This is a genomic window from Singulisphaera rosea (assembly GCF_054877945.1).
This window is the reverse complement of record NZ_JBTYIP020000017.1, coordinates 34,452-45,877: the sequence shown is the minus strand read 5'-3', so window position 1 is coordinate 45,877 and position 11,426 is coordinate 34,452. Positions and strand designations below refer to the sequence as shown.

Genomic DNA, 11,426 nt, shown 5'->3' with positions numbered 1-11,426 from the left:
CTTCGGAGAAGCATAGATCGAACGACGGCGAGCGTCCGGGAAATCGGAGGTGCAAGCTATACTGCGAGTGTCGACGCCGTTGCCCTTTGGCGACTTCCCACCTTCCAAACCGACGAGCCGGACGGGTCAACTGCCGATGAAACCGCGACTCTGGAGTGCCGAGGCCGGGATCGGCCTGGGCGTCTGGCTCTTCCTCATGATCGCGGGGAGGAGCCGGATGCTCCGAGATCCGGGGATCTTCTGGCACACGGTGGTGGGCCGAAAGATCCTTTCGGAAAGGGCGTTCCTGGATACGGACCCGTTCAGCTTCACGTTCGGGGGCCAACCCTGGATCCCTTACGAGTGGCTCGGCGAGTGCGCGATGGCCGTCGTGCACGGCGTGTCCGGGTTCGACGGCCTGCTCCTCGCGACGGCGACGTCCCTGGCCGTGCTCTTCGGCTGGTTGGCGCATCGGCTGCTCCGCGGCGGCCTGACCTGGCTGCCGACGACCCTCCTGATCGTGATCGGGGTCGCGGCGTCCGCGGGGCACCTCCACGTCCGGCCGCATATCGCCACGATCTTCGGGCTGGCGTTGACCTGCGCCTGGCTCGCGGACGTCGAGGCGGGCCGGCTCGATCGGCGAGGTCTCTGGTGCCTCATCCCCCTCTTCGTCGTCTGGTCGAACATCCACGGCGGGGCCCTGGGGGGATTCGCGAGCGTGACGCTCGTCGTCGTGGGCTGGTGCGTGCTTCGCACCCTGGGTCGGGAATCGCCCGTCAAGGATCTTCGACAGGTGGGCTGGCTGGGGCTCTTGATCCTGGCCTGTGCCCTTTCGGCGTTCGTGAACCCGTACGGCTATCGGCTCCCGCGCACCTGGTTGGAGATCATGGCATCGCCCGTCATCCCCAAGCTGATCGTGGAGCACGCCCCGACGCGGCTCCGCAGCCCCGAGGCGCTGATGATGGGGCTGCTCGGAGGCTTCTACGCCGTCGCGCTCGCGGGAGTCCCGCTGGGACGCTGGCGGGCCTCCTGGATGCTCGCGCCGATCTGGCTGGCCCTCGCATGCTCGAGGGTCCGCCATGCGCCGCTTTTCAGCGTGGCCGCCTTGGTCGGGCTGGCCGACATCCTCCCGCAGTCTCGGCTCTCCGCCTGGCTCGCGAGGCCCGGCCGGGATCTCTTCGTGGCCGACCCCGAGCCCGCCCGGCGTCGGCTCGGACTCTCCTGGCTCATCCCCTCGGGCGTGGTCGTCGTCGCGGTCGTGCTCCAGGCGGCCGGCGTCCGCGCACCCGTCCTGGGCCGGGGATGGGCCCGGCTCGACCCGAATCATTGGCCGACCGAACTGCTCCCCGAGCTCCGGAAGGCGGAAGCGTCCCGGGCGCCTGTCCGATTCTTCAACGAGTATCTGCTCGGGGGATTCCTGATCTACTACACGCCCGGCATCAAGGTCTTCATCGACGACCGTTGCGAGGTCTATCGGGATGAATGGCTGTTGCGCTACGACCGAGCCGAGCTCGACCCCGAAGGCTTGATGCGGTGGTTGTCGGAGTATCCGATCGACGGTGCCCTGGTCCAGACGGGCTCGGGATTCGACCGAGCCTTCGACGGCAGGCCCGGCTGGTCGCTCGTCAGGCGAACTCCCGTGGCGACGCTCTACCTCCGCGAGGGCGCCGGCCGATAGGCCGTCGCCGGGCCGGAGCGCGTGGGATTGCTCGAGGAATCCGCCGCCGGCCGAGGGTTCGGCGGACGCGTCCGTCACTCCACGATGGCGATGGAAGCGGTACCTAGACGGGTGGCAATTTGTGTCGAATTTGTCTTTAATGAAATGTTTGCATTATTGGATAAGTTCAGGTTTTTCGCGATGAGCTGCGACCCATACTGGCTGTTCTGGGCCCCGCCGGCAATCGAGACCGTAGCCCCGGCCGCGTAGACGGTGCCGGTGATGGTCGTGGTCGAGCCGTTGGCGATCGAGATGTTCTTGGTCGAGCTCGGATCCTGGAACATGACGATGCCCGCGTACGGCCCGCTCGTCGGGGCGCTCATATTGATGACGCCGCCCCCCTGGAAGTTGAACTGGCCGCCGCCGTTGTCGACGTAGATCATGACCCCGCTGCCGCTGAGCGTGACGCCGTTGGCGATGGTGAAATTGCCCCCCTTCATGTAGTAGATTCCGGGATTCAGCGTGATGCTCATCCCGCCGCCGAACGTGAGCCCGCCGTTGTAGACGCCGGGATTGAGCGTCGCGGAGCCGTAGGTGCTGGTGAAGCTCTGGGTGGGGAGGGTCGCCGGGTTGGGCGCGACGACGCTCGCCATCGGGTTCGAGACGGACGCCGCACCCCTGGCGATGGTGCCCACGATGGAACCGCCCGTGTTCGTGGTGTAATTGCCGACGATGCTCACAGACTTGGCGTTGATTGTCCCGGAATTGGTGGCGGTGACGGCGGTCGTGTTGCTCGAATTCACCTGGATGCCCGACTCCGCCGCGACCTTGGCGGTGCCCGTGACGGAGAGGCTGCCGGACGCCGAGGGGTCGAGGAGCAGGATCGAGGCCGTGGTATAAGGCGTCGGCTGTGCCGTGATGCCCCTCGCGACGGTGCGGGCGCGGACCGCGAGCGAGCCGGAGCCCCAGATGGCGCTGAAGGCCTTGTCCTGGTTGAAGGTCACGAGGACCTCGGCATAGCTGCTCTTGCCCGAGAAGGTCCCGGAGGTCGGCGGGATGTTGACGGTCACGACGGAGCGCGTCCCGTCATTCGAGTAGCCGTTGGCCGAGGCGAAGGCGAGCGCCGCCGCCCGGGCCTTCCCCCGGGGGTCGAGGCCGTTGTCGACGGAGTTGTTCGTATAGAGGGTGCACGCGGCGGCGTGGGCCGCGGAGTCGGCGGCCGCCTGCACCTGCCGCCTCTGGGCCATCAGCAGGCCGCCGTCGATGGCGAACGCCATCACCCCGATGAGCGGCACGAAGCAGATCGCCACCACGACGGCGGTGGCGCCCCTCCTGGCCGACGCCCCTGTTCGTTTTGCATTCCGGAGCAGCATTCCGCGCCTCGTCCGTGCTTCAGGACTCTCGATCGGCCTTCGGTCGACCTTGCCCCGTCCGCCCTGCCGATACGCCGCCGGGACAGGATGCTTACGACTCAGGACCTCGCCTGGGTCGCATGGGGATCACGACATCAATACGAGATCGGCGTCACCGCCGTGCTGGTGAGCGTGACCGGGCTCAGGAAGGTCTCGGGGACCCAGTTGTAGGTGAGGGTCAACGTGACCTTGCCCGACGTCATCGTGAACGTGGTGCAAGTCAGGCTCGCCGTGTCGAGGCCGACGGCCTTCGGCGTGATGGCGTTCGACATCACGTCCGACGCCGTCGGGGCGGCTCCTCCCTGCTCCGACTGATACGTCGGGCCGTGGACGGCCGCCCAACGCGCCCCTTCCCTCGCGAGCGAGGCGACCTGCTGGTAGCGGAAGACCCCCAGGCCCACGGTGATCATCCCCAGGAGGAGGAGCATCAGCGCCGAGTACACCACGGCGGACTCCGCCATCACCGCTCCTCGCCTCGATCGGGCTCGGATTCTCCGACGGGTCATCGCGTCACACTCCTCGGGAGGCGGCCTCGACCGGCAGGGCGAGGTTCCGGTTCAAGTCGGGGTCTTCATCATCCGGACCTTCCTCGTGAGCGTCACGGACGAAGGGATGCCCGGGTAGGCCGTCAGGGACTGGAAGGTGTACGTCACGGTCACCTCGACGTACTGGTTGCCGCTCGCGTCGGTCCCGCTCGTCGAGCTCACCGTCGGCGCCGGGCTCATGCCCGAGGCGTCGGCGAGGGCCGCGTCCTGGGCACTCGCGAAGTTCGTCGACGAGGCGAAAGCTGGATCCGCGGCGAACAGGGCACCGTTGCGTGCGCAATTATTCACCTTGATGAGGTCGGAGAAGACGCGGCCGAAATCGACCGTCGCGATGCACGCATAGCAGAGGAAAGGCAGCAGCATCGCCAGTTCGACCGCGGCGGCCCCGCGGGATTTCCGCCGTCGACGCAACTTTCGGACTCTGGAAACGAGCATCTCCCTGCCCCTCGACTAACAAGCATCACACCAGCGATAGAGTTTCGGATGATAATGATCTAGGCCAGGATCGTTCGCCTGGCAAATCGACGAAGGCCTAATCGGCCAAAAACGACCGATCGAGTCCTTCGATGGCTCGTGCGATCACGCCGATCTTTCCCTTCTCGTTCAGCCGGCACCTCGCACCCTCCGCCATTCCTTCGCCCATTCCCGGCCGTGCGCGGTCGGTCCTGTTGGATCGATCTCGAAACGTGATACAGCCGAAGTGGAGCCCAACAATGCGCGTCGTTGCGAAGTTACTGGATTGGCCATGGAGAAACACGATGCCCGCGTTGCATAAAACGATGTTGATAATCTGGGGGCTTTACGTTGCTTCTCTTGTGCTGATACCATGATAGCAGACGGATCGAAGGGCTTGTTTTGTCGGAAATCCCGCGGAAGGACACGGCAAAGGCACGCGCCTGCCTAAACGGAGAAGTTTCCCTCTCTCTTACGCGGGTCGATGTTGCTGCGCCGAGTCGCGGGAGGGTGGGATTGTGCGGACGCTATCGGACGTCGCGGTCGGAGCTTTTTTTGTGGTTGAGTTGACAACCCATTGAAAGTGACCCAAGGTAAGGGTGTGGAGCGACGCCGCCCACCCCGGTGAACTTCGGCGAAGGACAACGCTGAAAGCCATGCGAGTGGGGGACCTGCGACCTTCCGTGTCGCGGTCGATTCGGCACCCTGGACCGGCCTCGTTCGGGATTTTCGGCACGGTTTATTTAAGATGTATTTCGATTCGCCTCGAGCGGACGGATGGCCGTCCGACGTCGGCGACCCCGGATTGTCCGGGCATTCTCTTCCTCATCGGGGATTGGGATCGGTGGCCGTTTGGATAAGCTCATCCAGCGATTCATCGTCGAGGGGATCGGAGCCACCAAGGCCGAATACGCCTTGCTCGCCGTGCTGATCGCGGTCGCCGTGATCGGGGCCGCGACACTCTTCGGCACGACGGTCAACTCGAAATTCGAGGACCAAGCCGCGGCGGTTGCGAAAGCCGGGGCGACCTGAACCGATCAGAAAATCAACAGATCCGTTTTTGAGCGAGATCACCTCTGCCGGGACGGCCGCGGATTGGTTGACGCGGCCGGGCCGACCGAGGCGCGGATGGGTGACTCGTTCCGGTGATCAGAAGCGAGGGAAATTCCAACAGTGAAGGATTTTTTCAAACACATCTTCACCGACGAAGACGGTGCCACGATGGCGGAGTATGCCTTGATGATAGGCCTGATCGCCATCGTCGTGATCGCCGGGGCGACCCTGCTCGGCACGAACCTGAACTCCAAATTCGATTCGGTCGCCACCTCGGTGTCGTCCGCTGGCGGCACCTGAGCCGTCGCCGGGTCGGGGCGAACTCGCCTCGACTCGCGTCCGTCTCCCCGCCTCGTGCGGGGCCCGTCCCTCCGCCTTGTCGGCGTGTCGGGGCGTAAGAGCGTCTCCTTCTCCGTGATCGTCCGATTGTTCGGTTGAACCCCTAGCCAGGAGTTGCATTCTCATGAAGGAATTCTTCAAGCACCTGATTTCCGACGAAGAAGGCGCGACGATGGTCGAGTACGCCTTGATGGTTGGCCTGATCGCCATCGTCGTGATCGCCGGAGCGACCCTGCTCGGCACCAACATCAACAGCAAGCTCAACTCGGCTGCGACCTCCGTCTCGAGCGCCGGTGGCACCTGAGCTATCCCCCGAGGGATTTGGAGGCGACTCCTCTTGGTCGCCTCTCCCCCCCTTTACACGGCGGCCCGTCCGTCGGACGAATCAACTTGACCTTGGCGTCGCGGGAGCGATGCCAGGGTCATTTCGTTCCCGCCGATCGATCGTCCTAACCCCTCGCCACGGCGTGAACGTATCCGCCCGGCTGGATGGCTTTCGTGCCCCCCTCGCTCGAAACGCCCGACCTTGGGCGCGGATCCGGCGGAACGTCGAGATTTGAGGAGAGTACCCCGTGGACCAGGCAGACGTCGCTTCTTTGTTCGTCGTCGCGTCGGTCGTGATCGTCGCCGCGATGACCGACCTCTGGAAATTCAAAGTCTATAACGCGCTGACCTTCCCCGCGCTCTTCACGGGGCTGGCCGTTTCGGCCGTCCTGGGGGGGGGGGCGGGTTTGGGCTCGAGCCTGCTCGGGGCCGCGCTCGGATTCTCGACGCTCGTCGTCTTCTTCATGATGGGAGGCGTCGGGGCCGGCGACGTGAAGCTAATGACGGCCCTCGGGGCCTGGCTCGGTCCTTACCTGATCGTCCAGGTGTTCCTCGCCTCGGCCCTGGCCGCGGGATTGTACGCGTTGGTGCTGATCGTGATGCGTGGCGGGATGTTCTCGGCGGCCGTCGAGCTCTTGATCCTGGTGCGACGGATGGTCTCGGGCGAGATGCCCACCCCGGCCGAGGTCTCGATCAAGGCGGAGGTCCATCGCGCCGACCGCCGTCGACGGCTCGTCCCGTTCGCGGCGATGACCTGCCTCGGCGTGTTCGCGACCTATTTCCGGTGGGTCGCCGACCTCGACGAGGTCTGGCCTCCGTATGCCCAACCTCGGGCTGCGATCGCGGCGGTCTCGACCCTTGAACCAGGAGGGATGCGATGAGGCCCCAGACATTGGTCGTCCTCGGCCTGGCGCTGCTGTTCGGGCTCGCGGCCGCCGTGGGCGTCCGCATGACGCTGCAAAAGCCTCAACAGACCGCTACGGTCATCGAGACGGTGCCCGCCGTCGTTGCGCTGGCCGATATCCGGCCCGGCGAGACGATCGACAAGGCGATGATCGAGGTGCGTCAGGAGCCGAAGGACAAGTTCCCCGGGGCCTTCGACAAGGCGGAAGACGTCCTATCAAGGACGGCGCACTTCCCGATCTTCAAGGGAGAGTCCGTCGTCGAGGCCAAGCTCTTCCCGAAGGGGAGCGGTACCGGCATGGCGGCCCTGATCCCGCCCGGGATGCGGGCCTTCACGATCCAGACGCCGAGCTTTTCCTCGTCGCTCGCGGGCCACCTCTTGCCCGGATATCGCGTGGACGTCCTCCTGACGATGGTCGCGCAGGGGGGGCCCGCGGCCGAGACCCTCGAGGCGACGAGCACCTTGCTCCAGAACATCGAGATCCTCGCGGTCCACACGATCGTCGAGGCGCCGACCGCGAATCGGACCGACCCGAACGAAGCCCGATCGGTCACGCTCCTCGTGACGCCGAAGCAGGCCTCGATCCTGGATCTCGGCCAGAACAAGGGGACGCTCCACCTCTCGCTCCGCAGCCTGAAGGACGAGAAGACCACGGCGTCGAGCTCGGCGACGCTCGCCGACCTCGGTTTGCCTCAGGCCCCGAAGCCCGAGCCTGCCCCGGTCGTCGCGGCGCCGCCTCCCGAGCCGGAACCGGAACCGGAACCGGTCCCGGTGATCTTGCCGATTCGAACGCTGCGCGGGACGATGGTAGGGTCCGACCAAATTGTCGTCGTCATGCCGGCAACCAAGCGGGCGGCCAAGGCGTCGTCGAATTTACCTCCCCCCGCGTCGCCCCCCCATGGACGCTTCACGGAAGTGAAGTCGCCCGCCCCGTCGCCCTCCGTGGTTCGGCAAGACCGGCCAGGTTGAGGCCCGCGTCGCCGTTGGGGGTTGGCGGGTAGCAAGCACCCGGCGGCTTGAGCGGTCGTCGGACCCTGGAAGTGCCAGGCTCTCGACTCGCCCCCACGTGTCTGCGGCGACGGCCTGTTTGGATCGGATGGAATTCTTCCGGGGCGCCAATGCCGGCCTTCATCGTTGCCGAGAACGACTCGATCGTCTCCCGAATTCGAGGGGTCCTGAACTTCCGAGGGCAGGACTGCCCGAGTTCCCACGTCTTCTCGCTCGAGGACGCGGCGTTCCGTCTCGGGCGCGAGCCGAACGTCGAACTGGTCGTCTTCGTCCTCCCCTTGAATCGGGAACGAGGGCTCGGGCTCTTGCCGACCTTCGCGAAGATCGCCCCCGGCAGGGTCCTCGCGGTCGGACCGGCCTCCGATACCAAGCTCGTCCTCCGCTCGTTGAGGGCCGGGGCCAAGGACTACGTCGACTTGGTTGACCTCGAGATCGAGCTCGAGACCGCCCTTTCTCACCTCGCCGCCGCCACGGCCGGCGCCTCCCAGACGGGACGGTTGATCGCCGTGCTCGCCCCCAACGGTGGGAGCGGTTCCAGCACGATCGCCGCGAATATCGCCGCCTCGCTGACCCAGGAGCACAAGGCGGTCGGGCTCATCGACATGAAGCTCGAGTCGGGCGACCTCGCGGCGCTCCTGGACCTCCGCCCGTCGTTTACGATGGCCGACCTCTGCCAGAACGCGTCCCGCCTCGACAAGGTCATGTTCGAGCGCTCGCTCGCCAAGCACGAGTCGGGGGTCCACCTCCTGGCCCCGCCCCAGCACCTCGCCGACGTCGGGCACGTCCGTCCCGACGGGGTCGCCCAGGCCGTCGACTTTGCCAGGGCCCGCTTCCCCTACGTCATCGCCGACATGGACCACTCGTTCCGCGACGAGCAACTCGTCATCCTCCGGCAGGCCGACATCATCCTGGTCGTCTTCCGCCTCGACTTCACCTCGCTCCGCAACGTTCATCGGACCCTCGAGCATCTCGAGAAGCTCGGCATCTCGGGCGACGCGATCCAGCTCGTGGTCAACCGCCGCGGCCAGCCCCAGGAAGTCCCCCCGGCCAAGGCCGAGGAGGCGCTCCGGAGGAAGATCGGCCACTTCATCCCCGAGGATACCAAGGCGATCAACCGCGCCAACAACCACGGCGTCCCGGTCGTCCTCGAATCCCCCACCGCGAAGGTTTCCAAGAGCCTCATTCAGCTCGCGCTGAGCGTCAACGGGCGGCACGGGACGAAGTGATGGTCCCGACTGCTGCAGGTATGAGCTTGCTTCGATTGACCGCTCACGTCGCTTGCGCGGTCCTCTCCGCGAAAGATGTTCTAGTATTAAGTTAGTGCTTGTCCCGAAACCCGGTTCTTCCGAGAGGCTGGGTGAGCGCATGTCACGAAATCGGTGACTGGCCTGGGGTTACGTGTCCAGGCCGAATGGCCTAATGGACACGTCGTGCCGGTCCCGAAACCTGGTTTCTTTTGAGAATCGGGCTTCTGACGCGCTCGACGTTGCTCACCTCTCGCGTGATGTCGCGGTCTGCTCCCTCCAGAAACCCGTTTTTTAAGAAGAAAACAGGTTTCGAGGCTGGCACTCGCGGGTTGAGTCCCAACGCGTGGATCTGAGTCCTCTTGGACCGCATGAATTCCGCGACATGAGTCGCTTTTTCTCTCGACCGTGAGCGTGCGATGCTGGCCTTCGATTGGATCGACGACGCACGACGCCGGCTGCTCCGCCTGCAAGGCAAGTCGGGGGCCTGGGGCTATCGTCGGACGACCACGCCTGCTGTCGAGCCGACCGCGCTCGCCGGGTTGGCCCTGCTGGCGACCGACCCCGAAGGGGGAACGGGAAGTCCCAGCGTCGAGGCGACCGCGGCGGCCCGTTGGCTCGCCTCGATCCGAGGCCGGGATGGCTCGTTGGGGGTGACCGGTTCGCTTCGCGATCCGGGTTGGGCGACCCCGTTCGCCTCGCTCCTCTGGGCCGCGGTGGGGGGGTTCGCGGCCGAGCGTCTAGGCGCGGTGGATTGGCTCCTGTCGACTCGGGGTGTGCCCGTCCCTCGCGAGGCTCACGGGCCGATGAATCACGACACGACCTTGATCGGCTGGCCCTGGACGGCCGACACCCACTCCTGGGTCGAGCCGACCGCGTCGGCCCTACTCGTCCTGGGTCTCGAGGGGAAGTGGGACCACCCGAGGGCCCTGGAAGGGCGTCGGCTCCTCAAGGATCGCGCGATTGCGACCGGGGGCTGGAACTACGGCAACCCCGCGCTCTTCGGGGCGACCCTGCGACCCTTGCCGCAACCGACGGGCCTGGCCTTACTGGCGCTCGCCAGGGGTGGGGAACGCGACAGGGTGATCCGCTCCGCGATCGCCTACCTCCAATCGACGCTGGCGGAGACCCTCGCCCCCGCCTCGCTCGGATGGGGGATTCTCGGCCTGCGGGCCTGGGGAGCGATCCTCGAAGGGGGAGACGACCGGCTCGGGCGGTCCTTCGAACGGGTCGCGTCTCGAGGGGGTGACGATGTGCTCCCCCTGGCGATGCTCATCCTGGCGGCCGATCCCGATTCGTTACGCATTCTCGGTATCCGACCTCGAGCGGAGAACGGACTCGCATGACGGAGGATCTGAGGACATCGACGACGCTCGACGACGCCGAGCCACGCACCCGTCGCTTCGGGCGCCGGGAATTACTCGCGGGGGCGGGCCTCGCGTTCGCCTCGGCTGCGGCGGGGGTCGCCCTCGTCGAGCGCGACGAGCACGGGTGGCGGGCCGACGTCGTCGTCGCCGACGCCCGGTCGTACGACCTCAACCTCGAGTCGGTCGTCCGCGACGGGTTGCTCGAGCTCGGCCTCGGGAAAGCCTGGGCGAAGGGCAAGTCGGTGCTCCTCAAGCCGAACCTCGTCGAGCCCTCGCGATCGTCGCCTCATATCAACACCCACCCCACACTCGTCCGGGCGGTGGCGCAGGTCTTCCGCTCCTGGGACGCCCGCGAGGTCTTCGTGGCCGAGGGGCAGGGACATTGCCGGGACGGTGACTTCGTCCTCGAGCAATCGGGCCTGGGCGCGATGCTCGACGAGGCCAATCTCGAGTTCGTGGACCTGAATTATGACGACGTTTTCTCCGCGAGGAACCGGCTCAGGGCGACGCGGCTGCCTTCCCTGCACCTGCCCACGTCGTTGCGCCGGGCCGACATCATCGTCTCGCTCCCCAAGATGAAGACGCACCACTGGGCCGGCGTGACCCTGGCGATGAAGAACCTGTTCGGGGTGATGCCGGGGGCCGCGTACGGCTGGCCGAAGAACGTGCTCCACCAGGTTGGGATCCCCGGCTCGATCCTTGACATCAACGCCGTCGTAAGGCCGTCGCTCGCGATCATCGACGGGATCGTCGGGATGGAAGGCGACGGGCCGATCATGGGGACCCCCAAGGCCGCCGGCGTCCTCGTGATGGGGACCAACGCGACCGCCGTGGACGCGACGGCGACCCGACTGATGGGGATCGACCCCGCGCGCATCCCGTACCTCGCCGTGGCCTCCGGCCGCCTGGGCCCGATCGCCGAGCGGCACATTCGCCAGCGCGGAGAGTCGATCGACGTGATGACCAAGCCGTTCGCGATCCTTGACCACCCGAGCCTCGACTACCTGAAGGGATGATCCACCACAAAGGACACAAAGTTTTGAAAAATTGAAAAAATGAACGTTTTGTAATTTTTTGTAACCTTCGTGCCTTTGTGGCGAATCATCCCCTAGATCGGGGTCGGCGCGGGGATTTTGGCCCT

The 11,426-nt window shown here is 65.9% G+C and carries 12 protein-coding genes; 9 read left to right on the top strand and 3 right to left on the bottom strand.

Features of this window, described 5'->3' with window-relative positions; translation table 11 throughout:
• The first annotated feature begins 136 nt into the window (after positions 1-136).
• Complete coding sequence (locus ACYOEI_RS25020) at positions 137-1,657, top strand: hypothetical protein (protein ID WP_462852359.1); 1,521 nt, start codon at positions 137-139, stop codon at positions 1,655-1,657.
• A gap of 74 nt (positions 1,658-1,731) precedes the next feature.
• Here ACYOEI_RS25020 and ACYOEI_RS25015 read toward each other — a convergent pair whose 3' ends face one another.
• The 3 genes from ACYOEI_RS25015 to ACYOEI_RS25005 all read right to left on the bottom strand — a co-directional run bounded on the left by ACYOEI_RS25015 (position 1,732) and on the right by ACYOEI_RS25005 (position 4,028).
• Complete coding sequence (locus ACYOEI_RS25015) at positions 1,732-3,009, bottom strand: TadE/TadG family type IV pilus assembly protein (RefSeq protein WP_462852358.1); 1,278 nt, start codon at positions 3,007-3,009, stop codon at positions 1,732-1,734.
• A gap of 134 nt (positions 3,010-3,143) precedes the next feature.
• Positions 3,144-3,509 carry a TadE family protein gene (locus ACYOEI_RS25010; RefSeq protein ID WP_462852357.1) on the bottom strand — a complete coding sequence of 122 codons (366 nt, stop codon included), beginning with the start codon at positions 3,507-3,509 and terminating at the stop codon, positions 3,144-3,146.
• Positions 3,510-3,605: 96 nt separating this feature from the next.
• Positions 3,606-4,028: a TadE family protein gene (locus ACYOEI_RS25005; RefSeq protein ID WP_462852356.1), complete on the bottom strand. Its 423-nt coding sequence runs from the start codon at positions 4,026-4,028 to the stop codon at positions 3,606-3,608.
• Positions 4,029-4,898: 870 nt separating this feature from the next.
• Here ACYOEI_RS25005 and ACYOEI_RS25000 point away from each other — a divergent pair.
• From ACYOEI_RS25000 to ACYOEI_RS24965, 8 genes are all read left to right on the top strand, one after another.
• Entirely contained in the window at positions 4,899-5,078 is a 180-nt protein-coding gene (locus tag ACYOEI_RS25000) for a Flp family type IVb pilin (protein ID WP_462852355.1), read from the top strand.
• Between the two features lie 141 nt (positions 5,079-5,219).
• A complete protein-coding gene (locus ACYOEI_RS24995) occupies positions 5,220-5,399 on the top strand; it encodes a Flp family type IVb pilin (RefSeq protein WP_462852354.1) in 180 nt (59 codons plus the stop codon).
• A gap of 163 nt (positions 5,400-5,562) precedes the next feature.
• Positions 5,563-5,742, top strand: a complete 180-nt coding sequence (locus ACYOEI_RS24990; protein WP_462852353.1) for a Flp family type IVb pilin — start codon at positions 5,563-5,565, stop codon at positions 5,740-5,742.
• Between the two features lie 268 nt (positions 5,743-6,010).
• Entirely contained in the window at positions 6,011-6,643 is a 633-nt protein-coding gene (locus ACYOEI_RS24985) for an A24 family peptidase (protein ID WP_462852352.1), read from the top strand.
• Entirely contained in the window at positions 6,640-7,635 is a 996-nt protein-coding gene (gene cpaB, locus ACYOEI_RS24980) for a Flp pilus assembly protein CpaB (RefSeq protein WP_462852351.1), read from the top strand. The genes ACYOEI_RS24985 and cpaB overlap by 4 nt, the downstream gene beginning before the upstream one ends.
• A 149-nt stretch (positions 7,636-7,784) precedes the next feature.
• Positions 7,785-8,900, top strand: coding sequence for a CpaE/TadZ family protein (locus ACYOEI_RS24975; protein ID WP_462852350.1), 1,116 nt, complete (start codon positions 7,785-7,787; stop codon positions 8,898-8,900).
• A 437-nt stretch (positions 8,901-9,337) separates the two neighbouring features.
• The gene (locus ACYOEI_RS24970; RefSeq protein ID WP_462852349.1) at positions 9,338-10,264 is read left to right on the top strand and encodes a hypothetical protein; all 927 of its coding nucleotides are present in this window, start codon (positions 9,338-9,340) and stop codon (positions 10,262-10,264) included.
• Positions 10,261-11,301: a DUF362 domain-containing protein gene (locus ACYOEI_RS24965; protein ID WP_462852348.1), complete on the top strand. Its 1,041-nt coding sequence runs from the start codon at positions 10,261-10,263 to the stop codon at positions 11,299-11,301. The genes ACYOEI_RS24970 and ACYOEI_RS24965 overlap by 4 nt, the downstream gene beginning before the upstream one ends.
• Positions 11,302-11,426 lie beyond the last annotated feature (125 nt).